Origin of the sequence: Brevundimonas alba, from assembly GCF_011927945.1 — a bacterium.
In the GTDB taxonomy this organism is placed as follows: Bacteria; Pseudomonadota; Alphaproteobacteria; order Caulobacterales; family Caulobacteraceae; genus Brevundimonas; species Brevundimonas alba.
Genome location: NZ_JAATJM010000002.1, coordinates 693,021 through 718,726, shown reverse-complemented (window position 1 = coordinate 718,726; position 25,706 = coordinate 693,021). Strand labels below are relative to the sequence as shown.

At 69.9% G+C, this 25,706-nt stretch carries 24 protein-coding genes; 12 read left to right on the top strand and 12 right to left on the bottom strand.

Annotation, left to right across the window (positions count from 1 at the left end):
- Positions 1 to 74: 74 nt before the first annotated feature.
- Positions 75 to 260 carry a hypothetical protein gene (locus GGQ87_RS14090; protein WP_168048804.1) on the bottom strand — a complete coding sequence of 62 codons (186 nt, stop codon included), beginning with the start codon at positions 258 to 260 and terminating at the stop codon, positions 75 to 77.
- 161 nt (positions 261 to 421) lie between these two features.
- Here GGQ87_RS14090 and GGQ87_RS14085 point away from each other — a divergent pair, with 161 nt between their 5' ends.
- Positions 422 to 1,885 carry a phospholipase D-like domain-containing protein gene (locus GGQ87_RS14085; protein ID WP_245161616.1) on the top strand — a complete coding sequence of 488 codons (1,464 nt, stop codon included), beginning with the start codon at positions 422 to 424 and terminating at the stop codon, positions 1,883 to 1,885.
- Here the strand turns inward: GGQ87_RS14085 and GGQ87_RS14080 are convergent.
- The 5 genes from GGQ87_RS14080 to GGQ87_RS14060 form a co-directional block, all read right to left on the bottom strand.
- Complete coding sequence (locus GGQ87_RS14080) at positions 1,875 to 2,609, bottom strand: endonuclease/exonuclease/phosphatase family protein (RefSeq protein WP_168048802.1); 735 nt, start codon at positions 2,607 to 2,609, stop codon at positions 1,875 to 1,877. The two genes, GGQ87_RS14085 and GGQ87_RS14080, sit on opposite strands and share 11 nt — an antisense overlap.
- A gap of 94 nt (positions 2,610 to 2,703) precedes the next feature.
- The gene (locus GGQ87_RS14075) at positions 2,704 to 3,390 is read right to left on the bottom strand and encodes a TPM domain-containing protein (RefSeq protein ID WP_245161615.1); all 687 of its coding nucleotides are present in this window, start codon (positions 3,388 to 3,390) and stop codon (positions 2,704 to 2,706) included.
- Positions 3,390 to 4,193, bottom strand: coding sequence for a TPM domain-containing protein (locus tag GGQ87_RS14070; protein WP_168048798.1), 804 nt, complete (start codon positions 4,191 to 4,193; stop codon positions 3,390 to 3,392). Before GGQ87_RS14070 ends, GGQ87_RS14075 begins: the two co-directional genes overlap by 1 nt.
- Positions 4,194 to 4,222: 29 nt before the next feature.
- Positions 4,223 to 4,894 carry a LemA family protein gene (locus GGQ87_RS14065; RefSeq protein WP_168048796.1) on the bottom strand — a complete coding sequence of 224 codons (672 nt, stop codon included), beginning with the start codon at positions 4,892 to 4,894 and terminating at the stop codon, positions 4,223 to 4,225.
- A gap of 62 nt (positions 4,895 to 4,956) precedes the next feature.
- Complete coding sequence (locus GGQ87_RS14060) at positions 4,957 to 5,880, bottom strand: bifunctional methylenetetrahydrofolate dehydrogenase/methenyltetrahydrofolate cyclohydrolase (protein WP_168048794.1); 924 nt, start codon at positions 5,878 to 5,880, stop codon at positions 4,957 to 4,959.
- A gap of 95 nt (positions 5,881 to 5,975) precedes the next feature.
- On the opposite strand from GGQ87_RS14060, the gene GGQ87_RS14055 reads away from it, so the two are divergent.
- Entirely contained in the window at positions 5,976 to 7,808 is a 1,833-nt protein-coding gene (locus GGQ87_RS14055; protein WP_168048792.1) for a PPC domain-containing protein, read from the top strand.
- A gap of 26 nt (positions 7,809 to 7,834) precedes the next feature.
- Positions 7,835 to 8,857 (top strand): type 2 isopentenyl-diphosphate Delta-isomerase, encoded by a 1,023-nt coding sequence (gene fni, locus GGQ87_RS14050; protein WP_168048790.1) that lies wholly within the window; start codon positions 7,835 to 7,837, stop codon positions 8,855 to 8,857.
- On the opposite strand, the gene hutH is transcribed toward fni, so the two are convergent.
- Positions 8,854 to 10,380: a histidine ammonia-lyase gene (gene hutH / locus GGQ87_RS14045; protein WP_168048788.1), complete on the bottom strand. Its 1,527-nt coding sequence runs from the start codon at positions 10,378 to 10,380 to the stop codon at positions 8,854 to 8,856. The two genes, fni and hutH, sit on opposite strands and share 4 nt — an antisense overlap.
- A 2-nt stretch (positions 10,381 to 10,382) precedes the next feature.
- Positions 10,383 to 12,056: a urocanate hydratase gene (gene hutU / locus GGQ87_RS14040; RefSeq protein WP_168048786.1), complete on the bottom strand. Its 1,674-nt coding sequence runs from the start codon at positions 12,054 to 12,056 to the stop codon at positions 10,383 to 10,385.
- A gap of 63 nt (positions 12,057 to 12,119) precedes the next feature.
- On the opposite strand from hutU, the gene GGQ87_RS14035 reads away from it, so the two are divergent.
- Complete coding sequence (locus tag GGQ87_RS14035; protein WP_168048784.1) at positions 12,120 to 13,007, top strand: agmatinase family protein; 888 nt, start codon at positions 12,120 to 12,122, stop codon at positions 13,005 to 13,007.
- Entirely contained in the window at positions 13,007 to 14,218 is a 1,212-nt protein-coding gene (hutI, locus tag GGQ87_RS14030) for an imidazolonepropionase (protein ID WP_342448391.1), read from the top strand. The genes GGQ87_RS14035 and hutI overlap by 1 nt, the downstream gene beginning before the upstream one ends.
- Positions 14,219 to 14,361: 143 nt before the next feature.
- Here the strand turns inward: hutI and GGQ87_RS14025 are convergent, their stop codons facing one another.
- Positions 14,362 to 14,964, bottom strand: a complete 603-nt coding sequence (locus tag GGQ87_RS14025) for a nitroreductase family protein (protein ID WP_168048780.1) — start codon at positions 14,962 to 14,964, stop codon at positions 14,362 to 14,364.
- A gap of 45 nt (positions 14,965 to 15,009) precedes the next feature.
- On the opposite strand from GGQ87_RS14025, the gene GGQ87_RS14020 reads away from it, so the two are divergent.
- The 3 genes from GGQ87_RS14020 (at position 15,010) to GGQ87_RS14010 (ending at position 16,785) form a co-directional block, all read left to right on the top strand.
- Positions 15,010 to 15,660, top strand: coding sequence for an NUDIX domain-containing protein (locus tag GGQ87_RS14020; RefSeq protein WP_168048778.1), 651 nt, complete (start codon positions 15,010 to 15,012; stop codon positions 15,658 to 15,660).
- Positions 15,661 to 15,680: 20 nt separating this feature from the next.
- A complete protein-coding gene (cysE, locus tag GGQ87_RS14015; protein WP_168048776.1) occupies positions 15,681 to 16,502 on the top strand; it encodes a serine O-acetyltransferase in 822 nt (273 codons plus the stop codon).
- 70 nt (positions 16,503 to 16,572) lie between these two features.
- Positions 16,573 to 16,785 carry a DUF3126 family protein gene (locus GGQ87_RS14010; RefSeq protein WP_168048774.1) on the top strand — a complete coding sequence of 71 codons (213 nt, stop codon included), beginning with the start codon at positions 16,573 to 16,575 and terminating at the stop codon, positions 16,783 to 16,785.
- 89 nt (positions 16,786 to 16,874) lie between these two features.
- On the opposite strand, the gene GGQ87_RS14005 is transcribed toward GGQ87_RS14010, so the two are convergent.
- Positions 16,875 to 17,372, bottom strand: a complete 498-nt coding sequence (locus GGQ87_RS14005) for a hypothetical protein (protein ID WP_209282569.1) — start codon at positions 17,370 to 17,372, stop codon at positions 16,875 to 16,877.
- Between the two features lie 94 nt (positions 17,373 to 17,466).
- Here GGQ87_RS14005 and GGQ87_RS14000 point away from each other — a divergent pair, with 94 nt between their 5' ends.
- The 4 genes from GGQ87_RS14000 to GGQ87_RS13985 all read left to right on the top strand — a co-directional run bounded on the left by GGQ87_RS14000 (position 17,467) and on the right by GGQ87_RS13985 (position 22,384).
- Positions 17,467 to 18,336 carry a 50S ribosomal protein L11 methyltransferase gene (locus GGQ87_RS14000; RefSeq protein ID WP_168048772.1) on the top strand — a complete coding sequence of 290 codons (870 nt, stop codon included), beginning with the start codon at positions 17,467 to 17,469 and terminating at the stop codon, positions 18,334 to 18,336.
- Between the two features lie 54 nt (positions 18,337 to 18,390).
- Positions 18,391 to 18,852 carry a hypothetical protein gene (locus tag GGQ87_RS13995; RefSeq protein WP_168048770.1) on the top strand — a complete coding sequence of 154 codons (462 nt, stop codon included), beginning with the start codon at positions 18,391 to 18,393 and terminating at the stop codon, positions 18,850 to 18,852.
- Between the two features lie 666 nt (positions 18,853 to 19,518).
- Positions 19,519 to 21,330: an aminopeptidase P family protein gene (locus GGQ87_RS13990; RefSeq protein ID WP_168048768.1), complete on the top strand. Its 1,812-nt coding sequence runs from the start codon at positions 19,519 to 19,521 to the stop codon at positions 21,328 to 21,330.
- Between the two features lie 64 nt (positions 21,331 to 21,394).
- The gene (locus GGQ87_RS13985; RefSeq protein ID WP_168048766.1) at positions 21,395 to 22,384 is read left to right on the top strand and encodes an aldo/keto reductase; all 990 of its coding nucleotides are present in this window, start codon (positions 21,395 to 21,397) and stop codon (positions 22,382 to 22,384) included.
- 245 nt (positions 22,385 to 22,629) lie between these two features.
- Here the strand turns inward: GGQ87_RS13985 and ligA are convergent, their stop codons facing one another.
- Both ligA and GGQ87_RS13975 read right to left on the bottom strand, forming a co-directional pair.
- Positions 22,630 to 24,966: an NAD-dependent DNA ligase LigA gene (gene ligA, locus GGQ87_RS13980; RefSeq protein WP_168049300.1), complete on the bottom strand. Its 2,337-nt coding sequence runs from the start codon at positions 24,964 to 24,966 to the stop codon at positions 22,630 to 22,632.
- A gap of 57 nt (positions 24,967 to 25,023) precedes the next feature.
- Positions 25,024 to 25,626, bottom strand: coding sequence for a hypothetical protein (locus GGQ87_RS13975; RefSeq protein WP_168048764.1), 603 nt, complete (start codon positions 25,624 to 25,626; stop codon positions 25,024 to 25,026).
- Between the last annotated feature and the right edge of the window lie 80 nt (positions 25,627 to 25,706).

Genomic DNA, 25,706 nt, shown 5'->3' with positions numbered 1-25,706 from the left:
GGCGCGCGACCCGGCGGAACCCTAGCGGCTCAATCGCGGCGCGCAAAGGCGAGCGCCGACAAATCCGGGGAAGCCTAGCAGTCCTGACGCCGCTCGGCGGCGGCGATGAGGGCGCCGGCCGGCTGGTCACCGCAATCGCGCACGCGGTGAACTTCGCGCTGCGGCTTCTGCGGGGCGTCGAGCTGCAGGCCGAACTGCGACAGAGCCGCGGCGGCCAGCATGGCGATGAAACCGATGATCATCTGGATCAGCGCCTGCATCGCCGATCTCTCCCCCACAAGACTACCACTGCCTTATGCGCCCAAAACGCCGTTCCAGCAATCCGCGGCGGGTGAGATGGCATGGAACGGAACGGGGCCGGATGCGTCCTGTAAAGCTTCGGGCGCATGCCGCCGTCACGCGAATCGGTCAGGCTGCCTGCATGAGCCTCTCGGCGAACGAACAAGACGACCCCTGGTTTGCGCCGGGACAGAACTGCTGGCGGGTCGAAACCGCCGGCCGTTTCGCCGTGCTTATGGAGAACGCCGCCTATTTCGAGGCCCTCCGTTCGGCCCTGGCCAAGGCGAAACGGTCGGTCGTCGTCCTCGGCTGGCAGTTCGACCCGCGCACGCGCCTCGATCCCGAGACCTTGCCGAACGACCACCATGCCCAGATCGGCCATCAGCTGCGCATGATGGTCAAGGCGCGGCCCGATCTGGATGTCCGCCTGCTGATCTGGAAGTCGCCGCTGGTCATCGCCGCCTCACAGGGCTTTTTCCCGCACCGGGCGCAGGGCTGGTTTCGCAAGCGGTTCGTGGAGTTCCGGCTGGATCGGCCGGGGCCTCTGGGCGCCTGCCATCACCAGAAGGCCGTCATCATCGACGACGCCATCGCCTTCTGCGGCGGCGGTGACATCAGCACGGACCGCTGGGACTCCGCCGAACACCTCGACGACGATCCGCGCCGCTGCCAGCCCTCGGGTCTGATCCCGTCGCCGCGGCACGAGGTGATGTGCGTCATGGACGGCCCCGCCGCCCGCGCCCTCGGCGATCTGGCCCGCGAGCGCTGGTACCGCGCCACCTCCGAACGGACCGTCGCCGACGAGGCCGTGGACGATCCCTGGCCTGACGGCGTCGAGCCGGACCTGTTCGACACCCCCGTCGCTATCGCCCGCACTGAGCCGTCCCACGGCGCGCGGGCCGAGGTCCGCGAGAACGAGCACCTGCACCTCGACGCCATCCGCCGCGCCCGCCGGCTGATCTATCTCGAGAACCAGTATTTCACCTCGCCCAAGATCGCCGCGGCCCTGGCCGAACGGCTGTCGCAGGCGGACTCGCCCGAGGTCGTGCTGGTCTCCACCGGCGCCAGTCCCAGCTGGTTCGACCAGATCACCATGGACACCGCCCGATCCGAGGTCCTGTTCCGGCTGGAGCAGGCAGACGTCAACAACCGCTTCTTCGCCTTCGCCCCGCATACGAAGGGCGGCGAGCGGATCATCGTCCACGCCAAGGTCTCGATCTACGACGACGAGATCATCCGCATCGGCTCGACCAATCTGAACAACCGCTCGTTCGGCTTCGATACCGAATGCGACATTGCCGCCGCGCCGCCGACGGACGAAGGGCGCGCGGCCATCAAGCGCTTCCGCCATCGCACCATCGGTCACTGGATCGGCGAAAGCGCCGACGAGTTCGCCGCGGCTGAGGCCTTGGTCGGTTCGGTCGGCGAGGCGATCCAGAGGTTCGACACAGGCCGCATGCAAGCCCTGGGTGCGGAGCCGCCTTCGGCCACAGAGCGGTTCATCGCCGAATTCCAGCTGGGCGACCCCGTGTCTCCGCACGACGCCTTCCGCCCGTGGAAACGGCGCACCCGGTCACAGCGCAAGCTGCCGAAATTCAGCGCCTGAACTCGAAGTCCACGATCAGGGGCAGGTGATCCGACGCCATCCGGGCGAGGGGAGAGAAGGGCGCCGACACCCCGGTGACCAAGATCTCCGGGCTGGTGAAGCAGTGGTCGATGCGGATCGCCGGGAAGCTGGACGGGAAGGTCTTGACCGAGGGCCGTAGTCCCAAGGCGCGCTGGCAGTCCGACAGCCGCGACGCAAGCGCCTGATAGGGGCGCGTGATCGAGGTAGCGTTGAAGTCGCCCGTCAGCAGCGTCGGCCCGACACAGTCCGGGTGCGCCAGCCAGCCCTCGCCCAGCAGGGCTGCGGCCTGCAGGCGCTGCTCGCGTGGCACCAGCCCCAGATGGGTGTTGATCACGTTCAGGGTTGCGCCCTCGAACTCGATGGCCGCCCACAGGGCCCCGCGCGGCTCCAGTCCCGGTACGCCCCGGATGGTGGGCAGCGCCCCCGACTTCACCAGCCGCTCCGGCCGCGTCGTCAGAATGGCGTCGCCATACTGTTCGGCCTCGACCTTCATCGCCGCGTGGAAATGGAAGGTCATCGACAGCCGTTGAGCGATAGCGCTGGCCTGATCCACCAGACCGGTGCGAATGCGCCCGACGTCGAGCTCCTGCAGGCAGACGATGTCCGGCTCGTGCTCGGCGATCACCGCCGCGACCCGCCCGACATCCAGCCGGCGATCGACGCCGACGCAGCGGTGCACATTGTAGGTCAGCAGGCGGGGCATGAAGTCCTGGAAAGGGGCCGAGACGCTCTGGCAGGTCGGGCTAGGCCATTTCCGTTATGAATGCGACCCCATGGGGGCGCGTTCCGGCGACGCTTCAGATCACCACCAGCCGGTCCGGCACCTCGTTGGGGTTCACAGGCCGGGGCGGGAAGTGCGTGGCAAGCACCTCGCCGCACAGGCCGATGGCGGCATCGAACCCGCCGGCGGCGTCGCCGCGCTTCAGCCCGCGCGACAGCGCCTCGGCCGCATCGCCCCAGACCGCCTGGTCGACCTTGCCGTGAATGCCCTCGTCGGCGACGACCTCGACCTGATGATCCGACAGGGCGGCGAAGATCAGCACGCCCGTCCGCGCCTCCGTGACATGCAGTCCGTGCGCCAGAAACTGCTGCACAGCGGCGTCCCGGACCCGGGCCCTGCGGATGGCGCGGGGCGTGATCCACCGGGTGACGACCGGCACGCGGCAGAGCAGATAGACCGCCAGGAACACCACCGCCTGAACCACGGCATAGGCACCGAGGGCCTGACCGATGGAGACGTCGCGAGACGCCACATGGGCCGCTTCCCAGCTGTCGGCCATGCCCGGAATCCAGCCCGGCTCGAACCCAAGCGGGATCAGGCCCAGCGGCAGGATCAGCGCCGCCGCCGCAGCCCAGCCCAGCGACACGTCGCGATAGGACGACACCCGGCGGGCCAGAACGCAGAAGATTTCACCGGACGTGCGCGCCTCGGCCGCCGCGATGGCCGCTGCGATCCGCTCGTGCGCCTCGGGTGTGAGTTTCATCACCATCCGCCCGATGCGCCCCCGCCGCCAAAGCTGCCGCCGCCGCCGCCGAAGCCGCCTCCACCACCGAACCCGCCGCCGCCAAAGCCGCCGCCGCGCCCGCGCCCGTTGTTGCGCATCGCCTCCGACGCCGCCCAGATCAGGATGGGCGCCACACCCGAGCCGCGACGTCGCCGTCCGCCCCGCGCCAGGCCGCCGATCATGCCGCTGAACATCAGGAAGAAGATCACCGCGATCATGATCATCGGCCCGACCGGCAGTTTGGCCGCCGGGCGCGCCGCCGCGGCCGCCCGCGCCTGCGCCGCCTCCGGATCGAGACGCAGCTGCGTGTCGATGGCCGCGACGCCCTGCTCGATGCCGCGCTCGTAATAGCCTTCGCGGAACGAGGGCAGGATGTCGTTCTGGATGATCAGCGCCGAGAGGGCGTCGGTCAGGACGCCTTCCAGCCCGTAGCCGACTTCGATACGCACCTTCCGCTCGGCCGGTGCGACCAGAAGGATGACGCCGTCGTCCTGCTCCGCCTGTCCGATGCCCCAGGCGCGGCCCAGCTGGTAGCCGTATTCCTCGATCTCCCGGTCCTGCAGACCCGGGACCGTGACCACGACCAGCTGCCGCGAGGTGTCACGCTCCAGCGCCTCCAGCTTCGCCGTCAGCGCCGCCTCCTTCTCGGGCGTCAGCAACTGCGCCTGATCGACGACGCGCCCGGTCAGGGCCGGAAATGTCGGTGCGTTCGTCTGGGCCGTCGCGGCCGGCGCCGACGCCAGCCACAGTCCGGCCAACAGCGCGATCAGCAGCGCCGCCAAACGGCCGAACCAGCGAAAAGGGGCTGAACTCACTGTGCGGGCGGGGCCGAACCGGGCGCGACGGGCGCCGCCGCTCCGCCGGGCTGGGCGGGGTTCAGGGCGTCGAAGTTGACCGTCGGCGCCGTCTGGGCCGCCTCGGTCGCGGTGAACAGCTGCATCGGCTCCGACCCTCCGTGGATCGTCTTGGCCCAGATCACCGTCGGGAAGGTCCGCAGCGAGGTGTTGTAGTCGCGAACCGCCTCATTGTAGTCGCGCCGCGCCACCGAAATGCGGTTCTCGGTGCCTTCCAGCTGCGATTGCAGGGCGATGAAATTCTGGTTCGACCGGATCTCGGGATAGCGCTCGACCACCAGCATCAGCCGCGACAGCGCGCCGGTCAGCTGGCTTTGCGCCGCCTGATAGCGCTGGAACGCCGCCGGGTCTGTCAGGGTCTCGGGGGACACCGTGACGCCCGTAGCCGCCGCCCGGGCCTGAATGACCTGCGTCAGGGTGGTGCGTTCGGCGATCGCCGCGCCCTGCACCGTCGCGACCAGATTCGGGATCAGGTCAGAGCGCCGCTGATACTGCGACTGCACGTCGGCCCAGCGCGCCTTGGCGGCTTCTTCCTTGGTGGGGATGGAGTTGATGCCGCAGCCGGTGACCGCCGGGGCCAGGATGACCACGGCCGCGATGGCCGCCGTCCGGGAGTTCATGGATATCATTCGTCGTCTCCTGACAGGCTGCAGACCCGTGCAAACGACTATCGGGGGTTAGGGTTCGCCGTTCAAGCGTCCAGCGGCTCGGGCGCGACGCCCGCGGCCCGGCACGCCGCCGTATAGGTGTTGGCCAGCAGGCAGGCGATGGTCATCGGTCCCACGCCGCCGGGCACGGGCGTGATCCGCCCCGCGACCGCCGCCGCCTCGTCGAAGGCGACGTCGCCCACGACCCGCGTCTTGCCCTGCGCCGCCTTCATCGGATCGCGCGAGGGCACACGATTGATGCCGACATCGATGACCGTCGCGCCGGGCCGGATCCAGTCCGCGCGGATCATCTCCGCCCGGCCCACGGCCGCGACCAGAATATCCGCCGTCCGGCACAGTGCCGGCAGGTCCCGCGTCCGCGAATGCGCGATGGTTACCGTGCAGCTCTCGCCCAGCAGCAGTTGCGCCATCGGCTTGCCGACGATGTTGGAGCGCCCGACGATCACGGCGTTCAGCCCCGACAGGTCGCCGAGCTCGCTCTTCAGCAGCATCAGACAGCCCAGCGGCGTGCACGGTACGAGACCCGGCAGACCCACGGCCAGCCGTCCGGCGTTGACCACATGGAACCCGTCCACATCCTTGTCCGGATCGATCGCCCCAAGAACGGCGGCCGAATCGATATGGCCGGGCAGGGGCAGCTGGACCAGAATCCCGTGGATGCCCGCATCCCCGTTCAGCGCTGCGATCAGCGCCAGCAGTTCGTCCTGCGGGGTCTCCGCCGGCAGCCGGTGGGTGTCCGACCGCATCCCCGCCCGCTGCGTGGTCTCGCCCTTGTTGCGAACATAGATCTGGCTGGCCGGGTCCTCGCCGACGATCACCACGGCGAGCCCCGGCTTGACGCCATGAGCGCTTTCCAGCCGCGCCGAGGCGGCGGCGACCCGCTCCACCAGGCCGGCCGCAAAGGCCTTGCCGTCGATCAGGGTCGCGCGGGCGGGATCGGCCGTCATGAATTCGGCTCCGGTCGTCAGGAATCGTGCGGTGACCGCGATTTACAGACGGCGCGGTTCGGCGTCTATGATCGAGCCGCAATCAGGGGGACCGCATGCGCCGTCAGACCATTCTCGCCGCCGCCAGCAGTCTGGCCCTCGTCCTGGCCGCCGGCCCCGTGCTGGCCCAGTCGGCGGAGCCCCTGCGCATCGGCGCGTCGGTGGAGGGATCGCTCGGCGAAGGCGACGCCGCCGCCGAGGACGACGCCTATCGCTTCGACGAATACCTCGTCAGCGCCCGCGCGGGTCAGCGGCTCGAAGCCACCATGCGCTCCGGAGCGTTCGATACCGTGCTCGAGGTCCGGCGCCAGGACGACATGGACACTGTGATCGGCACCGACGACGACGGCCTGGGCGACGGCACCGATTCCCGCCTGCGCTTCACTGTCACCGAAGCCGGGACCTACATCCTGCGCGCCCGGACCCTGTCGGGCCTGGAGGGCGGCGCCTACACCCTCAGCCTGACCGAACGCCCGCCCGCGCCCCGGGCGCCGCGCCCGTCCGGCATCCGCCTCGGCCAAACGGTCAATGGCGAGCTGACCGCCCGCGATCCGGAAGCCGACGACGGCCTGCCCTATGACGCCTTCGCCTTCCGCGCCCGCGCCGGCGAGCGCTTCGCCGTCGCCCTCGACAGCGAGGCCTTCGACCCGATCGTCCGCATCGGCCGGATGGAAAGCGGCGCCTTCGCCGAACTGGCCCAGAACGACGACGGTCCCGACGACGGCCTGAACTCGCGGCTCGTCTTCACCGCGCCGGACGACGGCGAGTATCTGATCCGCGTCACCCCCCTGACCGCCGCCGCCGAGGGCCGCTACAGCCTGTCCCTGCGCGAAGGCCCGGCCCCGCTGCCGGCCCAGCCGATCGCCATCGGCGCTACGGTCACCGGCCAGCTCGCTGAAAGCGACGGCAAGAACGAGAGCGACATCCCCGCCGACGCCTGGCGCTTCGAGGGCCGAGAGGGCCAGCGCGTCCGCATCGACATGACGTCCGACGACTTCGACACCGTGGTCGAACTTTTCGACGACAACCGCGTCAGCCTCGGCGAAGACGACGACGGCGGCCCGGAGGGCACCAACTCCCGCCTGACCTTCACCCTGCCGCGCACCGGCTCCTATGTCGTCGAGGCCCGCGCCTTCTCGACCGCCACCGGCGACTACGAGCTCTCGATCACCGCGGTCGAGGCCGACCGCGCGCCCGACGCCATCGCCTTCGGCACGAAGCTGGAGGGCGAGATCGGCGAAACCGATCCCCGCGACGGCGACGACCGCGGCTACGACGCCTTCACCTTCTCGGGCATCGAGGGCCAGCGCATCCAGGCCATCATGCGCTCGGGGGACTTCGACACCTTCCTGCAGATCGGCAAGGCCGAGGGCGAGTTCACCGCCCTTGCCTCGGACGACGACGGCCTGATGGAGGGGACGGACTCGCGCCTGTATTTCACCCTGCCGGCCGACGGCGACTACGTCCTGCGCGCCCTGCCGCTCGGGGCCGACGCCAAGGGCCTGTACGCGCTCGAGCTCGTCGACCGCGGCCCCCAGCCCCAGCCCGGCAGCATCCTGATCGGCTCCACCGCCTGGGGCGCCCTGACCGACAATGACGCCACCACCGACAGCAACGCCCATTACGACGCCTACCGCATCACCCTGCACGAAGACGAAAAACTGCTGATCACCATGGTCTCGAACGACGTCGACAGCTTCGTCGCCGTCGGTCAGGAGGAGGACGGCAAGTTCGAAATCCTCGGCTCGGACGATGACGGCCTGACAGACACCCACGCCAAACTGGAGTGGACCGCGCCCGAGGACGGCACGTTCGAAATCCGCGCCGGCGCCTATCAGCAGGGTCAGACCGGCGTCTACGCCCTGACCGTCGAGAAACAGCAGCCCTGATCCAACCGCGCCGGCGGAGTAAGCGTTTGACCGACATCACCGCCCGCAAGGACCAGCACCTCGACGTCATCCTCGCCGGCAAGGCGCGGCACGCCCTCGACAGCGGCTTCGCCGGCGTCCGCTTCGTGCACGAGGCCCTGCCGGACCTCGACCACGGCAAGATCGACCTCGGCGCCGACTTCCTCGGCCGTCGCCTCAAGGCGCCCCTGCTGATCAGCTCGATGACCGGCGGGCCCAGCCGCGCCGAGGCCATCAACGCCCGTCTGGCCGAGGCCGCCCAGCATCTCGCCATCGCCCTGGCCGTCGGCTCCCAGCGCGCGGCGCTGGAGGCGGACGCGCCGACGCTCGGCCTCGACATGGCCCTCCGGCTCAAGGCGCCCGACACCCCGATCCTCGCCAATATCGGCGCGGCCCAGCTGACCCGCGGCTTCGGCATCGACGAGGCCCGGCGGGTGCTCGACATGATCGCCGCCGACGCCCTGATCGTTCACCTCAACCCGCTGCAGGAGGCCTGCCAGCCCGAGGGCGACCGCGACTGGTGGGGCGTCGGCGCGGCGCTTCAGGCGCTGGTCAAGGCGCTCGACGCTCCCGTCTTGGTCAAGGAGACCGGCGCCGGGATCTCCGCGGCGACCGCGAAGCGTCTGGTCGAAATGGGCGTGGCCGGGATCGACGTGGCGGGGGCGGGCGGCTCCAACTGGGCCACGGTCGAGGGCGAGCGGGCGACCGGGATCGCCGACAAGGCCCACGCCGCCGCCTTCGCCGACTGGGGCATCCCCACAGCCCGCGCCATCGCCGAGGTCCGCGCCGCCTGTCCGAAGTCCCTGATCATCGGCTCGGGCGGCGTCAGCGACGGCGTCGACGCCGCGAAAGCCATCCGGCTCGGCGCCGACATGGTCGGTCAGGCCGCCGGCGTCCTCGCCGCGGCCACCGTCTCGACCGAGGCCGTGGTCGAGCATTTCCAAGTCTTGATCCGCCAGCTGCGCACCGTCTGCTTCTGCACCGGCTCCGCCAACCTGACCGCCCTGCGCAAGGCCCCGCTGCAGGCTTAGGCGGACGGCAGCAAATCCCCCGCGAACCCGCGGTACCGCCCCGCGCGCACCCCGTCCGTGGCTCGCGCGATGTCCGGCGCGAAATAGTGGTCGGAGCCATAGGCCGCCGCCGCCTCGCGCACGATGGCGAACACCTGTTCCAGCGCCGGGGACGAGGTCAGGGGTCGATGGAATTCAAGCCCCTGCGCCGCCGCCAGCAGCTCGATAGCCACCACCGTCGCCGTGTTCTCGGCCATGTCCAGCAGCCGCCGCGCGCCGTGCGTCGCCATCGACACATGGTCTTCCTGGTTGGCGCTGGTCGGCACGGTGTCGACGCTGCACGGATGGGCCACCATCCGGTTTTCCGCCACCAGAGCCGCCGCCGTCACCTGGGCAATCATGAAGCCGGAGTTCAGCCCGCTCTCGCGCACCAGAAACGCCGGCAGATCGCTCATCTTCGGATCGACCAGGATCGACGTCCGCCGCTCCGAGATATTGCCGATCTCGCAGAGGGCCACGGCGATCTGATCTGCCGCGAAAGCAACGGGTTCGGCGTGGAAGTTACCGCCCGAGATCACGTCGCCCTCGTCGATAAACACCAGCGGATTGTCGGTCACCGCATTGGCCTCGCGCTCCAGCGTCGCGGCGGCGTTCCGCAGCACGTCCAGCACCGCCCCCATCACCTGCGGCTGGCAGCGCAGGGAGTAGGGGTCCTGCACCTTGTGACAGCCCTCGCGATGGCTCTCACGGATCGCCGAGCTCGCCATCAGCGCCCGCAGTCGCGCCGCGACATCGATCTGTCCCGGCTGACCACGCAGGGCGTGAATGCGCGCGTCGAACGGCGCATCCGATCCTTTCAGTGCGTCCACGGACAGGGCTCCCGCCGCCACGCCCCCCGCGAACGCCGCCTCGGCCGCGAACAGCCCGGCGAGCGCCAGCGCGGTCGAGCACTGGGTGCCGTTCAGCAGCGCCAGCCCTTCCTTCGGCCCCAGAACGATCGGCTTCAGGCCGACGGTCGCCAGCGCCGCCTCGGCCGGCATCGTCTCGCCGTTCACCCGCGCCTCGCCAACCCCGATCAGCACGCAGCTCATGTGCGCCAGCGGAGCCAGATCGCCCGAGGCCCCGACCGACCCCTTGGACGGTATGCACGGCAGCACCCCGCCGTTGACCATGGCGATCAGGGCCTCGAGCGTCCCCCGGCGGATGCCCGAGGCTCCCTTCGACAGCGAGGCGATCTTCAGCACCATCAGCAGCCGCACCACCGCATCGTCCAGCAGCGGCCCGACCCCGCAGGCGTGACTCAGCACCAGATTCTTCTGCAGCGTCTCCAGATCGTCCGTGGCGATCGAGGTGTTGGCCAGCAGGCCGAACCCGGTGTTCACCCCATAGACCGTGCGGCCCTCGGCCACGATGGCGGCGACAACCGCCGCGCCGCGCTCGACATTGGCCCACGCGTCGGGCGCGAGCTCGACCGTGCAGGGGTCTTCGAGGACCGCCCGCAGTTGGGCGAGGGTGAGGGGGGATTGGCCGATGGTGATCTTCATTTTCAGCCCCCCAGGCCCGGCAAGTTCAACCCATGCTCACGCGCGGCCGCCCTGGCGATCTCATACCCGGCGTCCGCGTGGCGCATGACTCCCGTCGCCGGGTCGTTCCACAGCACCCGCTCCAGCCGCTTCGCCGCTTCCGGCGTCCCGTCCGCCACGATGACCACGCCCGAATGCTGCGAATAGCCCATGCCGACTCCGCCGCCGTGGTGCAGCGACACCCAGCTCGCCCCCGAAGCCGTATTCAGCAGAGCGTTCAGCAGCGGCCAGTCCGATACCGCGTCCGAGCCGTCCATCATCGCCTCGGTCTCGCGGTTGGGGCTCGCCACCGAACCGCTGTCCAGATGGTCACGGCCGATCACGATCGGTCCCGACAGCTCGCCCGACGCCACCATCTCGTTGAACATCAGCCCCGCGCGGTGGCGATCACCCAATCCAATCCAGCAGATACGTGCCGGAAGTCCCTGAAACGCAATCCGTTCTCCCGCCATGTCCAGCCAGCGATGCAGGCCGGCGTTGTCGGGGAACAGGGTCTTCATGGCCGCGTCGGTCTTGCGGATATCCTCCGGATCGCCCGTCAGCGACGCCCAGCGAAACGGGCCCACGCCCCGGCAGAACAGCGGGCGGATATAGGCCGGCACGAAGCCGGGGAAGTCGAAGGCGTTCGTCACCCCCTCGTCGAAGGCCACCTGGCGGATGTTGTTGCCATAGTCGGTAACCGGAATGCCCATCGCCTCGAAATCGAGCATGGCCTGCACGTGGACGGCGCAGGACTTGCGCGCCGCCTTCTTGACCGCCTCCGGGTCCGAGACCCGCCGGTCTTCCCACTCCGCCACGGTCCAGCCCTGCGGCAGATATCCGTTGACCAGATCGTGGGCGCTGGTCTGGTCCGTCACCAGATCGGGCCGCACGCCGCGCTTCACCAGTTCAGGCAAAACATCCGCCGCATTGCCCAACAACCCGACGGATATCGGCTTTTTGTCCGCCTTGGCCTGTTCGATGATGGCCAGCGCCTCGTCCAGCGTCTCGGCCATGACATCGAGGTAGCGGGTCTTCAGCCGCATCTCGATCCGGCTGCGCTGGCACTCCACCGCGAGGCAGGACGCCCCGGCCATGGTCGCCGCCAGCGGCTGCGCTCCGCCCATGCCGCCGAGCCCGCCCGTCAGGATCCATCGGCCCGACCAGTCGCCGCCATAGTGCTGGCGCCCGGCCTCCATGAAGGTCTCGTAGGTGCCCTGAACGATGCCCTGGGTGCCGATGTAGATCCATGACCCGGCCGTCATCTGGCCGTACATCATCAGACCCTTGCGATCGAGTTCGTTGAAATGCTCCCAGGTCGCCCATTTCGGCACCAGATTGGAGTTGGCGATCAGCACCCGCGGCGCGTCCTCATGCGTCCGGAACACCCCCACCGGCTTGCCCGACTGCACCAGCAGCGTCTGGTCGGCCTCGAGATTGCGCAGCTCGTCAACGATCCGGTCGAACGACGCCCAGTCCCGCGCCGCCTTGCCGATCCCGCCATAGACCACCAGGTCCTCCGGCCGCTCCGCCACCTCCGGATCCAGATTGTTCATCAGCATCCGCAGCGCCGCCTCGGCAGCCCAGGTCTTCGCCGTCATCTCCGGTCCGCGCGGCGCCCGCACGACACGGCTGTTCGAGGTCTGTTGAGTCGTCATGAGGCCTTCTAGCGCCTTCACCCCTTTCTCGACCAGCAAGGCTGGAACGCGTTATGTGAGCGGATGACAGACTCAGACGCCCTCGGCTGGCGCTCCGTCGCCGACCTCGTCGGCCCGCACCCGGACGCCCCCGTCGCCCTGATCGGCGCGGGCCTCAACGAGCGCTCCCTGACGCCCGGCCGCTGTGATCTCGGCCCCAGGGCCTTCCGCGCTGTCCTGCCGCGCTTCTCCACCTATGATGTCGAGACCGGCGCCGAGCTTTCGACCCGCATCCACGACGCCGGCGATGTCCCGCTCAAGGCCGTCACCCCCGCCGACGCCTTCGAACCCGTCCGCGTCGCCGTGGCTGCCCAGTCCGGCCGCGCCCTGACCGTCCTGATCGGCGGCAACAACGCCATCACCCGGCCCGGCGTCCACGCCCTCGGCCTGAACCGCGTCGGCCTGCTCACCCTCGATGCCCATTTCGACCTGCGCGACACCGATCAGGGCCTGACCAACGGCAATCCGGTGCAGGCCCTGCTCGAGGACGGCCTCGACGGCCGCTGCATCAGCCAGATCGGCCTCGCCCCCTTCGCCAACACCCGCCGGGCCCACGACAAGGCGAAGGCCGCCGGCATCTCCGTCCGCACCGCCCGCGAGTGCCGCGACAACGGCATGGCCGCCGTCGTCGCCGAAGAGCTCGCCCGACTGTCCGCGGTCGCGGAGGTCATCTACGTCGACTTCGACATCGACGTCATCGACCGCAGCCAGTGGCCCGCCTCGCCCGGCGCCCGCCCCGGCGGCGTCTCCGTCCACGACTTCTTCGAAGCCGCCCGCGTCATCGCCGCCCATCCGAAGGTGAAGGCCGTCGACCTGACCGAATACGACCCGTCCCTCGAGATCGGCGACCTCGGCTCCCTGACCGCCGGCCGCTGGTTCTGCGAACTCCTCGCCGGGTTCGAGGCGCGATGATCCGCGCCGATCTGCTGATCACCGACTGCCGCCTCGCCACCATGAGGGAGGGCGGCCAAGTCTACGGCGCCATCGACGACGGGGCGGTCCTGATCGCCGGCGGCCGCATCGTCTGGGCTGGCCCGCGCACCGACCTGCCGCAGCACGATGCCGCGCAAACCGACCGGCTCGACGGCCGCTGGGTCACGCCCGGCCTGATCGACTGCCACACCCATCTCGTCTTCGGCGGCGACCGCTCCGGCGAGTTCGAACAGCGGCTGGGCGGCGCCACCTACGAGGAGATCGCCCGCGCCGGCGGCGGCATCGTCTCCTCCGTGGCGGCCACCCGCGCCGCCTCCGGGGACGACCTCTACGCCTCCGCCCTGACCCGTCTCGCCGGCCTCGTCGCCACCGGCGTCACCACCGTCGAGATCAAGTCAGGCTACGGCCTCGACCATGACAGCGAGCTCAAGATGCTCCGCGTCGCCCGCCGCATCGGCCGCGAGGCCGGCGTCCGCGTCCGCACCAGCTACCTCGGCCTCCACGCTGTCCCACCCGAGCATCGTGCCGACCGCGCCGCCTATGTGGACAAGGCTGTGGATGAAATCCTCCCGGCCGCCCACGCCGAAGGCCTCGTCGACGCCGTCGACGCCTATTGCGAACCCATAGCCTTCACCACCGACGAGGTCGGCCGCCTGTTCGAAAAGGCCCGGTCTCTCGGCCTGCCGGTCAAGCTCCACGCCGACCAACTCTCCGACGGGGGCGGCGCTGCCCTCGCGGCGAAATACAGCGCCCTGTCCGCCGACCACGTCGAACACACCGGCGAGGCGGGCGTCCGCGCCATGGCGGAGGCCGGCGTCGTCGCCGTACTGCTCCCCGGCGCCTTCCTGATGCTGCGCGAGACCCAAGTGCCGCCTGTCGACCTGCTGCGTGGTCACGGCGTGGCCATGGCCGTGGCCACCGACTGCAACCCCGGCACCTCGCCGGTCGCCTCCATGACGGCGGCTCTCAACCTCGCTTGCGTCCAGTTCCGCCTGACGCCGGAGGAGGCGCTCGCCGGCGCCACCCGTGTTGCCGCCAGCGCCCTCGGTCTCTCCGCCGAAACCGGCACGATCGAACCCGGCAAGGCCGCCGACCTCGCGGTCTGGGACATCGAACGCCCCGCAGAGCTCTGCTACTGGCTCGGCAAACCCCTGCTGGCCCGCCGCTATCTCGCGGGCATGGAGCGGTAATCGCCCGTAAAGCCGAATCCCCCCAAGGTTCCGGGGATGCGCCCCGCCCGCGACCGCACCGAAGACCTGATGATCGCGGCCCTCGTCGTCGTGACGCTGGCGTTCGCCGTCGCCACCGCCTTCTCGATCCAGTCGGCCTTCGCCTAGTCCCGCCAGACCACCTTCTGCGTCAGGTCCGGCCGCGGCCGCTCCAGTGGAGCCTCCGCCAGCGTGCCGATATGCACAAAGCCCGCCACCTGCTCGTCCGGCTCAACACCCAGCAATTCAAGCGCTTGCGGGTCATAGCTGTACCAGTCCGTGATCCAGCTCGTCGAATAGCCGAGCGCGTTCGCGGCGTGCTCCAGATTCATGCACACCGCCCCGGCCGACAGCTGCTGCTCCCACACCGGGACCTTCTGGCTCTCGACCTGCGCGGACACCACCAGAACCGTCACCGGCGCCGCCGTCAGCTTCGACAGCACCTTGCCGGCCTTGCCCGCGTCGGGCTGACGCTCCGCCAGCGGCCGCAAGCTCTCCGCCAGCTTCGCCCGGCTCTCCGGCCCCATGACCACGAACCGCCATGGGAACAGCTTGCCGTGATCCGGCGTCCGCGCGCCCAGCAGCAGAATGCGCTCGATCTCCGCTCGCGACGGCCCCGGTCCGCCCAACGCCTGCGCCGGCGCCGAGCGTCGCTCCGCCAGCCGGGTCTGCAGTTCGCTGGAAGGCGTAGGGAGGGGGAGGGCGCGGCCCAGATCGGAGTCGGTCATCCTGCCTAGCTAGTCGTCCCGGCCTCCCGGCGCCATATGCCGCCCATGACCGATTCACGCGACGCCTTCGACGCCGACCGCCCGACCCCCGCCTGGGACGACGGAACCGACCGCCCGCCGCCGTGGCGCAGCGATGGCGAGAGCATCATCTTCGAGAACCCGTGGATGCGCCTGACCCGCCATCCCGCGACCGCCCCGACCGGCCTCGAGGCCGACTATGTCGTCATGCGGCCGAGGAACATCTCCGTCGGCGTCCTGCCCATCCACGATGACGGCACGGTCACCCTCGTCGGCCAGCAGCGCTTCGCCCTGATGAACTGGTCGTGGGAGATGCCCGAGGGCGGCGCCCCGTTCGACGAGGATCCGCTGGAGGGCGCCAGACGCGAACTGGCCGAGGAGGCCGGCCTGCGCGCCGCCTGCTGGCGCGAGGCGCTCAAGGTCGAGATGGCCAACTCCATCACCGACGAGCGCGCCCTGTCGTGGATCGCCTGGGACTTCCAGCCCGCGCCCATCGATCCCGACCCCACCGAGGTCATCCGCGTCGCCCGCGTCCCCTTCGGCGATCTGCTGCGCGAGATCGGCCGCGGCGCGATCCGTGACATGTTCACCGTGGCCACCACCCTGCGCGCCTACCATATGGCCCGCGAGGGCGAGCTTCCGCCGGAACTGGCGAAGGCCATGCTGGCGAGCGTATGATGTCGCCGAAGGAGACCCGGATGCCCCAGCTCGAAGTCGTCGCCGCGCGTCCGGACACTTGGGACCAGCTGCGCGCCGCCGCCGAAGACACCGCCCGCGCCGAGCCGCATCTGGCCTCGCAGATGAATGCGGTGATCCTGTCGCACAGCAACCTGGCCGCCGCCCTCGGCTTCCAGATCGCGCGCAAACTGGGTGACGCCGAGCTCGGCCCCATGTCGGTGCGCGAGATCTGCCGCGACGCCTTCGAGTCCGATCCCGCCATCGTATCCGCCGCGGAGGCCGACCTGCGCGCCGTCGCCGAGCGTGACCCGGCCATCAAGACGCTGCTGCAGCCCTTCCTCTACTTCAAGGGCTTCCAGGCGCTGCAGGGCCACCGCGTCTCCCACTGGCTCTGGAACCAGGGTCGCACCTCTCTGGCCTTCCACTTCCAGAGCCGCATGTCCGAACTGTTCCAGGTCGACATCCATCCCGCCGCCCGGCTCGGCTCGGGCCTGTTCCTCGACCATGGCACCGGCATCGTCATCGGTGAGACGGCGGTGGTCGGCGACGACGTCTCCATGCTGCACGCCGTCACCCTCGGCGGCACAGGCGCCCAGCGCGGCGACCGTCATCCCAAGATCGGCAAGGGCGTCCTTCTGGGCGCCGGGGCCAAGGTGCTGGGCAACATCACCGTCGGCGACTACGCCAAGGTCGCCTCGGGTTCGGTGGTCCTCAAACCCGTGCCCGCCGGCTGCACCGTCGCCGGCGTTCCGGCCCGGCTGGTCAACTGCCCGACCGAGGCCGCTCCGGCCCGGACCATGGATCACACCCTCGCAGACATCGTCTATGACTTCGTGATCTGACGCTGGAGGGTTTCCCTTCGCCGGGCCTTTCTCTAGGGTCCGCCGCTCCGAGACAGACCTGAGGCCGACCATGAACACCGCCGACATGAAGCGCGTCGAGACGCACCTGAAGCGCACCTTCAACACGGGCGGGATCATCCTGAAGCCGCGCGGCAAGCCCAGCGACTCGGCCGAGGTCTACGTCGGCGACGAATTCATCGGCGTCGTCTTCGAGGACGAGGACGAGGCCGGCAGCTTCATGTTCGAGATGGCCATCCTGGCGGAAGACCTGCCGGAAAGCTGATCCGCCGCTAGCAGGCACGCACGAAAAAGCGCCGGAGGAGCGATCCTCCGGCGCTTCGTCGTTTCAGGCTGTGCGCCCGACCGGCGCGATCAACGCTTGCCGAAGATGGTGTCCAGCAGGCCGGTCAGGAAACCCTTCTTCTCGGCCGGCTTGGCGGCGGACGCCGGGGCGGCCGGAGCCGGAGCAGCGGCAGGCTTGGGCGCCGGGGCCGCAGCCGGAGCGGCGGCAGCGGCGACGGGCTTGGCGGCCGGAGCAGCCGTCGGAGCCGCGGCCTTGGGCGCAGCGGCCTTGGCGGCGGGCTTCTTGGCGGCGGCGGCCGGCTTCTTCGCAGCGGCGGGCTTGGGCGCAGCGGCCTTGGCCGGAGCCGCGGCCTTCACGGCCGGCTTGGCGGCGGGCTTGGCAGCGGGCTTGGCAGCCGCGTTCGGAGCAGCCTTGGCGGCGGCGACCGGCTTCGGCGCGGCGGCCTTGGCGGGAGCCTTGGCGGCGGCCGGTTTCGCGGCGCTCGACTTTGCGGCCGGTTTCGGCTTGGAAGCGGCGGCGGCCGCCTTCGGTTTGGCGGTACTCGACTTGGACGGTGCTTTAGCCATGGTTTCCCCGACCCCTCGGTTCAGTTGGTTGATGCTGGCGCAGGAGAGCACGCCAGCGCGTGTCTCGATTCGCAATGATAGCGGTGTTTGAGAAATGTCCGAGTCCGCAGTTCAAATAATCGCGAGGGGCCCGCGAGCGCTGGCCGAAGCCGCCGCCGCCTCCCTCGACTCCGACCCTCTGCTGGAGGGCGCCACCTATTCCATCCTCGAGGAAGACGAGGATCGCGGCATCTGGCGCATCGACGCCTTCCCCAATGACGAGGCCGACGCGCTCGGCATCGAGACCCGGCTCAAGGCCCACGACGGCCTGACCGTCATCGTCGAAAAGCTGGCCGACGCCGACTGGCTGGCCATGTCGCTGTCCGGCCTGCCGCCCGTGCGCGCCGGCCGCTTCTTCATCTACGGCGCCCACGATCAGGGCGTGGTGCCTAAGAATACGGTCAACCTGAAGATCGACGCCGGCGCCGCCTTCGGCACGGGCCACCACGGCACCACAGTCGGATGCCTGCTCGCCTATGACGAGCTGCTGAAACGCGAAAGGTTCGAACGCGTGCTCGACGTCGGCTGCGGCACCGGCATCCTCGCCATCGCGGCGGCGAAGACCGGATCGAAGGTCTCGGTCGGCACCGACATCGACGAGCCCTCGGTCCGCATCGCCAACGAAAATGCGAAGCTGAACCTCGCCAACGCGCGCTTCGTCCACGCCTTTGGCCTGAATGACCGCAAGGTGCGGGGGCAGGGGCCCTACGACCTCGTCTTCGCCAACATCCTCGCCCCGCCGCTGGTAAGCCTGTCGCAGGACATCAAGGAGGCGCTCAGACTCGGCGGCGTGGCCATCCTGTCCGGCCTGCTGCGCACCCAGGAACGCCGGGTCACCGCCGCCTATCTGTCGCGCGGTTTCGTGCTCGAACGGCGGATCCGGCGTGATGCATGGAGCGCACTCGTTCTGCGCCGAGTGGGTTAACGGCGGAACGGACGCCAACCGGAGCCGTTGCGGCAGTCCAATGGAGGACTGCCCGTGAACCAGTACGATCCGAATACCGAAACCGTTCAGGTTCGCACCGTCGAGCCGGCCTATACCGAGACCGTCGAAACGGTCGTCGTGCGCGAGTCCAACACCGGCTGGTGGATCGCCGGCATCCTCGGCGGCGTCGTCCTCGTCGCGGTGCTGTGGATCCTGTTCGCCCGCGGTTCTTCGCCCGAGACCGACCCGGCCCTGCTCGACGCCCAGCTGGACGCCGCCGAAGCCCAGGCCCAGGCCGATCAGGCCCTTGTCGCCGGTCAGGTCGCCGGCGCCCAGGCCAGCGTCGAGATCGCCCGCGCCAACGCCGCCGCCGCCACCGCCGAGGCCCGCGCCGCCCAGGCCCGAGCCGCCGAACCGGTCATCGTCGAACGTCGCGTCCCGGTCGTCGTCCAGGCCCCGGCCCCCGCGCCGTCCACTGGCACCGCCGTCGTCAGCCCCACGACCCCGCAGAACTGATCGCGCCTCCGTCTCCTCCCCGTTCGCTCTTCGCGAATGGGGAGGGGGACCACCCGCAGGGTGGTGGAGGGGTCCGAAGACACAACGGTTGTGCGCTGCACCTCACCCCTCCACCGCTTCGCGGTCCCCCTCCCCATCGCTGCGCGACAGGGAGGAGACGAAATCCCATGACGCTGTGCTTACAATCCGCGTTTCTATAGTCGGATAGCGCGGACGAACCTCCGCGTTTTCAGCGACTTCGCCTTTTCTCAACCCAATCTTCCATCCGCATAAGTCCGCCGGCGCATAATGCTCCCGTCCCGTCGCACCGGGAGGCGCAGAGGCCTTGCGTCCTTTGGCGGCGGGATGTGGAGAAGCGGGTTGAGGGGCGAGGGGGATACTCGTCCGGTCCGGGGCTCGTGTCGCAAGCACGACCCGCCCGCCGGAGGCGCTGCGGTAAGGCGATAACACCGCCACCCGACGCAAGCTTCCGAACAATCTCCGCGCGGAGCGTCTGACTGCGTCGAAACGGTAAAACCAAAACGAACTCCGGGCGCAGGCCCGGCGCTCCGCACGCCTCCCCAACCGCTTGTCCGCAAGCGGCGATCACCCATGCCCGCCGCCCTGCGCCCGGCAAGCCGAACCGCCGCCCTTTCCCAACTGCCGCCGCCGAGGCTATCTACCCCCATGCGCCAGTCCTTCGACGAAACCACCGATCCCTCCTTCGGGGCCAAACACCTGCCGCGGGTCCGCGCCCGCATGGCCGAACAGGGTCTCGACGGCCTGCTGGTCCCGCATGAGGACGAGCACCAGAACGAATACCTGCCCGCCGCCAACGACCGCCTGGCCTGGCTCAGCGGCTTCACCGGCTCGGCCGGGGCGGGGGTGGTGCTCAAGGACCGCGCCGCGGTCTTCGCCGACGGCCGCTACACGGTGCAGGTCAAGGCGCAGGTCGATCCGGCCCAGTTCGAGATCCGCTCGCTCGAGAACAACGGTGTCGCCGCCTGGCTCGAAACCGCCCCCAAGGGCGCCGTCATCGGCTACGACCCGCGCCTGCATAGCCCCGACTCGCTCGCCGCCCTCAGGCGCGCCGCGTCGAAGGCCGGCGCCGAGCTCAAGCCGGTCGAACCCAATCCGCTCGATCTCGCCTGGGGCGAAGAACGGCCTGAGCAGCCGTCCGCCCCCGTCGTCCCCCATGACGACCGCTACGCCGGCGAGAGCAGCGCCTCGAAACGCGCCCGCATCGGCGAGGCCATCGCGAAGGCCGGCGCCGACGCCGCCGTCCTGACCGCCCCCGCCTCGATCGCCTGGCTGTTCAACATCCGCGGCGGCGACGTCATCCGCACGCCCCTGCCGCTGTCGCAGGCCATCGTGAAGGCCGACGGGACGGCGCGTCTGTTCATCGACCCGCGCAAGGTCACCAACGAACTGCCCGGCTGGCTCGGCGACGCCGTGTCGCTGGAAGCGCCCGAGGCCCTGCCGGCCGCGCTCGACGCCCTGTATGGCCAGTCGGTCGTGATCGATCCCGGCCAGTCCTCCGCCTGGTATTTCGACCGCCTCGACGCCGCCGGCGCGACCGTCGTTCGCGCCATGGACTCCTGCACCCTGCCGCGCGCCTGCAAGAACCCGGTCGAGATCGAGGGCACGCGTCAGGCCCACATCCGCGACGGCGCCGCCCTGACCCGCTTCCTCCACTGGGTCGACACCGTCGCCCAGCAGACCCTGCCGACCGAGCGCGAGATCGCCGAGGCGCTCGAGGGTTTCCGCGAGGCCACCGGCGCGCTCAAGGATCTCAGCTTCGACACCATCGCCGGGGCCGGCCCGAACGGCGCCCTGCCGCACTACAAGCCCGTCGGCGACAAGATCCGCCGCATCGAAAAGGGCAGCCTCCTGCTCGTCGACGGCGGCGGCCAGTATCTCGACGGCACCACCGACGTCACCCGCACCATGGCCGTCGGCGAACCGACCGCCGACCAGCGCCGCATGTTCACCCTCGTCCTCAAGGGCCATATCGCCATGGCCGTGGTGCGCTTCCCTGAAGGCACGACCGGCCACCAGCTCGACGCCCTGGCGCGCCTGCCGATGTGGATGGCCGGCCTCGACTACGATCACGGCACCGGTCACGGCGTCGGCAGCTATCTCGGCGTCCACGAGGGCCCGCAGCGCATCGCCAAAATGGTCAACAGCCAGCCGCTGATGACCGGCATGATCCTGTCCAACGAGCCCGGCTACTATCGCGAGGGTCACTGGGGCATCCGCATCGAGACCCTGCAGGTCGTCACCCCGCCCGCGCCCATCCCCGGCGGCGAGCGGCCCATGCACGGCTTCGAACAGCTCACCTTCGCCCCGCTGGACCGCCGCCTGATCGACGTCAGCCTGCTGACCGACGCCGAGCGCGCCTACGTCGACGCCTATCACGCCGAGACTCTCGCCAAGGTCGGCCCGCTGCTGGACGGCGAGGTGCTGGAGTGGCTGAAGGCGGCGGCCGCGCCGCTCTGACGGGGCCTTGCGAAACGGCGGCGCCGCCCCGACCTGAGGCGCTGCACATCGCAGGAGCGCTTCCATGAAAACCCGTCGTCTCGGCAAGGCCGGTCCCGAAGTCTCCGCCATCGGCCTCGGCTGCATGGGCATGGCCGCCTTCTACGGACAGGCCTCCGACGAGGCGCAGGCGACGGCCGTGATCCACCGCGCCCTCGACCTCGGCGTGAACTTCTTCGACACCGCCGAGATGTACGGCCCGCACACCAACGAGATTCAGGTCGGCAAGGCGCTGGCGGACCGCCGCGACAAGGCCTTCATCGCCACGAAATTCGGCATCGGCTACAACGCCGACCGCACGGCCCTCGCCGTCGACGGCTCGCCCGCCAACGTGCGCCGCGCCATCGAGGGCAGCCTCAAACGGCTCAACGTCGACCACGTCGACCTCTACTACCTCCACCGCGTCGACCCGAACACGCCGATCGAGGAGACGGTCGGCGCCATGTCCGAGCTGGTGACCGAGGGCAAGGTCCGCTTCCTCGGCCTGTCCGAAGCCGCGCCCGACACCCTGCGCCGCGGCCACGCGACCCATCCCATCACGGCCCTGCAGACCGAATATTCGCTGTGGAGCCGCGACCCGGAGGACGAACTCCTCGCCGTCTGCGACGAACTCGGCATCGGCTTCGTGCCCTACAGCCCGCTCGGCCGCGGCTTCCTGTCCGGTGAGATCAAGTCGGTCGACGACCTCGCCCCCGACGATTTCCGCCGCTCGAACCCGCGCTTCATGGGCGAGAATTTCCAGAAGAACCTCGACCTGGTCACGGCCGTGACGGAGATCGCCGCCGACAAGGGCGTCACCGCCGCCCAGCTGGCCCTCGCCTGGGTGCTGGCCCAGGGCGACCACCTCGTCCCCATCCCCGGCACGCGCCGCATCCGCACCCTGGAAGAAAACGCCGCCGCCGCCGACCTGACCCTGACGCCGGAAGACCTCGCCCGCATCGACGCCGTCTTCCCCCGCGGCGCCGCCTCCGGCCACCGCTACGCCGAGGCGGCGAGGGCGGCGCTAAACCGCTAGCCCGATCTGGTTCTTCTCCGATGGAGCAGGGCTTCGGCTCGTCGGCATCGGTGTAGGAATATATTCCGATGGATATCTTGACCGGCCGCCGACCGACCCCATGTCAGCGGTCTCGACACGGTCGCCTTCATGACGGTCTTTGAAAAGCAAACAGCAGACGTGGCGGCTTCAGCGACGTTTGGAAGTTCGACCACAATGAATCGGGGTGTTCCGGAGGCATGGTCGGGTTCGCGTGGTGATCTCGATCATCCGATCAGGGCCAGCCACTCGTCCTCGGTCAGCACCGTCACCCCGTGCTTGAGGGCATCGGCCATCTTGGACCCCGCTCCTGGGCCCGCCACGAGGTAATCGGTCTTCTTCGAAACCGAGCCCGACACCTTGGCGCCGAGGCTCTCCGCCCGCGCCTTGGCCTCGTCCCGCGTGAACCGCTCCAGCGCGCCGGTGAAGACAACGGTCTTGCCGGCCACGGCGGTATCCGACTTCGGCTTTTCCGCGTCCTCGATCCGGTCCAGCTCGGCCACCAGCGCATCGACCATCGCCCGGTTGTGCGTCTCCCGGAAGAACAGCGCCAGCGCCCGCGCAGCCACCGGTCCGACACCCGATACCCCCGCGATCTGCCCCAGTCCCTCGGACGGCCCCTCGCTCCGCGCCACCTCGGCCAGCCGCACCAGCCCGGCCCAGTCGTCCGCCAGCGTCGCCAGCCCGCGCCGCGCCGGAGCCGCGAGGCCGGGGAAGGCGAGGGCGATTTTCTGGTCCAGCGGCGCCTCGGGCCACGGATCGCGCTCCGGCGGAGACGCCTCCGCCAGCGCCACCACGACCCGGGGCGACACCGCATGCGCCTCGTTCAGACGCACCCAATCCTCGCTCGGCAAGCCGTCCGCCGCGGCCAGGCACGCCGCCTCGAACGCAGGCCAGCTCTCGAACGCCCGCGCCAGCACGATCGAGGTCTGCTCGCCGATGTCCCGCACGCCGAGCCCGTAGATGAACCGGTCCAGCGCGATCATCCGCCGCGCGTCGATCCCCGCCACCAGATTGCGCACGCTGGTCTCGCCATAGCCCTCCTCGGCGCTCAGGGCGTCCAGCTTCGCCTCGTCCCGCGCCAGCCGGAATATGTCCGCCGGCTGGCTGATCCAGCCCCGCTCGTGGAAGGCGATCAACTGCTTCTCGCCCAGCCCCTCGATGTCGAAGGCGCGCCGGCTGACGAAATGCTTCAGATGCTCGATCCGCTGGAACGGGCAGGCCAGCTCGCCTGTGCAGCGCCGCACCACCGACTCGACCCCCGACGCCGTCGTCTCCTTCACCAGCGCCGTCCTGAGCGGGCAGATGCAGACGTGCGGGAACGCGTACGGCTCGCCACGCCCGGCTCGCTCCGCGTCGACCACGCCGAGGATCTGCGGGATCACGTCGCCGGCGCGCTGCAGGGTCACCGTGTCGCCGATCCGCACGTCCAGCCGCTCGATCTCGTCGGCGTTGTGCAGCGTCGCATTGCGCACAACCACGCCCCCGACCGTCACCGGATGCAGCCGCGCCACCGGCGTATGCGACCCCGTCCGACCGACCTGGATGTCGATGCCCTCCAGCACCGTCTGCGCCTGCTGCGCCGGAAACTTGTGCGCGATGGCCCAGCGCGGCGTCCGCGCGACGAAGCCCAGCCGGTCCTGCCAGTCCAGTCGGTCGACCTTGTAGACCACCCCGTCGATGTCATAGCCGAGCGTCGCCCGGTCGGTCTGCAGTCCGTCATAGAGGGCGATCAATCCCGCCGCGTCCTCGACCCGCTGTGATCGGGAGTTGACCTCGAAGCCCCAGCCCCGCAGCGCCTGCAGCGCCTCCCACTGGGTCGCCGCGAACGGCGCCGAGACCTCGCCCCAGGCATAGGCGAAGAATCGCAGCGGGCGCTGCGCCGTGATCCCCGCGTCCTTCTGCCGCAGCGACCCGGCGGCGAAATTCCGGGGATTGGCGTAGGTCCGGGACCCCGCCACCTCGGCCGCCGCATTGAAGGCGTCGAACGCGTCGTTCGGCGCGTAAACCTCGCCCCGCACCTCAATCAGCTCCGGCCAGCCGGAGCCGGACAGCCGCTCCGGGATGTCCGCGATGGTGCGCAGATTGGCCGTCACGTCCTCGCCCGTCCGGCCGTCGCCCCGCGTCGCCCCGCGCACCAGAACGCCATTCTCGTAGCGCAGGCTGGCGGACAGGCCGTCGATCTTGGGCTCGGCGACAAAGGCGACGTGTTCACCCTCCGGCAGCTTCAGGAACCGCCGGATACGCGCCTCGAAATCGGCCACCTCGCCGCCGTCGAACGCATTGTCCAGCGAGAGCATCGGCACGCCGTGCCGCACCGGCGCGAACTGGCTCGACACCGCCGCCCCGACGACCTGCGACGGCGAGGTCGCCATCGTCAGCTCCGGGAACCGGCTCTCGATCTCCAGCGCCCGCCGCTTCAGCGCGTCATACGCCGCGTCCGAAATCTCCGGCGCGTCATGGCCGTGATACAGGGCGTCGTGATGCGCCAGCTCGGCGCTCAGCCGGGCCAGCTCCGCCTCCGCTCCAATGGCGTCCAGCTCGGAAACGGGGGTCTCGGTCATCGGGATTCGCGCGGCCATGTGACGGGTCTGCCCCGAGCGGGACTTCCCGGCAAACGCTCAGTTCGCCGGAAGGGTCGAACGGTCGTAATCCGGGCCCATGTCGAGGATGAAGACCGGGCCCAGATCAATCGTCTGGCTCGCGCCCGCCAGCTGAACCGTAGCTCCCATCTCGCCCGGGGCGAAGTCGCGGGCCGCCACGCCATTGGCGAAATACAGCTTCCACTCGCCGCCGGGGGTGACCGCCGCGCTGCCGATCTCCGGATAGGGCTCGGCCGACCCCTGCAGCCGCACGATCGCCCGCCCGCCGCCGGAGCCCTCCGGCGCCCGCTCGGTCCGCAGCCAGACCGCCAGCAGCATGACGTCTCCGGCCTTGACGGGCTTCGTCGTCAGCGACCCCGCCCCCGTGTCCCATGGATTGGCCCCGGGCGTGGATACGTTCACCCGCAAGGCATGGCCGCCCTGCACCGTGGCCTCGAGGATCTCATGGGTCTCATGCGGTCCGTAGACGCTCCAGCTCGTGACGTGGACCGTGTTCACCGCCCGCTCCAGCATCGAGGGGCGCGCGGCGGCCGGGGCGTCCTGCGCGAGCGCGGAGCCGGCCGGCGCGGCGAGGGTGACGACCAGCGCGAGAGCCGAAAAGGAGCGGCGAAGCAGGGACATGGGACCTCCGACGATGTTGCATCGTTATCCGGCGACGTGGCGGCCTGATCAAGCGGTCACATGACGACACCTTAATCTGA

What these genes read in the sequence shown, in the direction of transcription:
- GGQ87_RS14090 (WP_168048804.1), bottom strand. Translation starts at nt 260, where the DNA reads ATGCAGGCGCTGATCCAGATGATCATCGGTTTCATCGCCATGCTGGCC.
- GGQ87_RS14085 (WP_245161616.1), top strand. Translation starts at nt 422, where the DNA reads ATGAGCCTCTCGGCGAACGAACAAGACGACCCCTGGTTTGCGCCGGGA.
- GGQ87_RS14080 (WP_168048802.1), bottom strand. Translation starts at nt 2,609, where the DNA reads ATGCCCCGCCTGCTGACCTACAATGTGCACCGCTGCGTCGGCGTCGAT.
- GGQ87_RS14075 (WP_245161615.1), bottom strand. Translation starts at nt 3,390, where the DNA reads ATGAAACTCACACCCGAGGCGCACGAGCGGATCGCAGCGGCCATCGCG.
- GGQ87_RS14065 (WP_168048796.1), bottom strand. Translation starts at nt 4,894, where the DNA reads ATGATATCCATGAACTCCCGGACGGCGGCCATCGCGGCCGTGGTCATC.
- GGQ87_RS14060 (WP_168048794.1), bottom strand. Translation starts at nt 5,880, where the DNA reads ATGACGGCCGATCCCGCCCGCGCGACCCTGATCGACGGCAAGGCCTTT.
- GGQ87_RS14055 (WP_168048792.1), top strand. Translation starts at nt 5,976, where the DNA reads ATGCGCCGTCAGACCATTCTCGCCGCCGCCAGCAGTCTGGCCCTCGTC.
- hutH (WP_168048788.1), bottom strand. Translation starts at nt 10,380, where the DNA reads ATGAAGATCACCATCGGCCAATCCCCCCTCACCCTCGCCCAACTGCGG.
- hutU (WP_168048786.1), bottom strand. Translation starts at nt 12,056, where the DNA reads ATGACGACTCAACAGACCTCGAACAGCCGTGTCGTGCGGGCGCCGCGC.
- GGQ87_RS14035 (WP_168048784.1), top strand. Translation starts at nt 12,120, where the DNA reads ATGACAGACTCAGACGCCCTCGGCTGGCGCTCCGTCGCCGACCTCGTC.
- GGQ87_RS14025 (WP_168048780.1), bottom strand. Translation starts at nt 14,964, where the DNA reads ATGACCGACTCCGATCTGGGCCGCGCCCTCCCCCTCCCTACGCCTTCC.
- GGQ87_RS14020 (WP_168048778.1), top strand. Translation starts at nt 15,010, where the DNA reads ATGACCGATTCACGCGACGCCTTCGACGCCGACCGCCCGACCCCCGCC.
- cysE (WP_168048776.1), top strand. Translation starts at nt 15,681, where the DNA reads ATGCCCCAGCTCGAAGTCGTCGCCGCGCGTCCGGACACTTGGGACCAG.
- GGQ87_RS14010 (WP_168048774.1), top strand. Translation starts at nt 16,573, where the DNA reads ATGAACACCGCCGACATGAAGCGCGTCGAGACGCACCTGAAGCGCACC.
- GGQ87_RS14005 (WP_209282569.1), bottom strand. Translation starts at nt 17,372, where the DNA reads ATGGCTAAAGCACCGTCCAAGTCGAGTACCGCCAAACCGAAGGCGGCC.
- GGQ87_RS14000 (WP_168048772.1), top strand. Translation starts at nt 17,467, where the DNA reads ATGTCCGAGTCCGCAGTTCAAATAATCGCGAGGGGCCCGCGAGCGCTG.
- GGQ87_RS13990 (WP_168048768.1), top strand. Translation starts at nt 19,519, where the DNA reads ATGCGCCAGTCCTTCGACGAAACCACCGATCCCTCCTTCGGGGCCAAA.
- GGQ87_RS13985 (WP_168048766.1), top strand. Translation starts at nt 21,395, where the DNA reads ATGAAAACCCGTCGTCTCGGCAAGGCCGGTCCCGAAGTCTCCGCCATC.
- ligA (WP_168049300.1), bottom strand. Translation starts at nt 24,966, where the DNA reads ATGACCGAGACCCCCGTTTCCGAGCTGGACGCCATTGGAGCGGAGGCG.
- GGQ87_RS13975 (WP_168048764.1), bottom strand. Translation starts at nt 25,626, where the DNA reads ATGTCCCTGCTTCGCCGCTCCTTTTCGGCTCTCGCGCTGGTCGTCACC.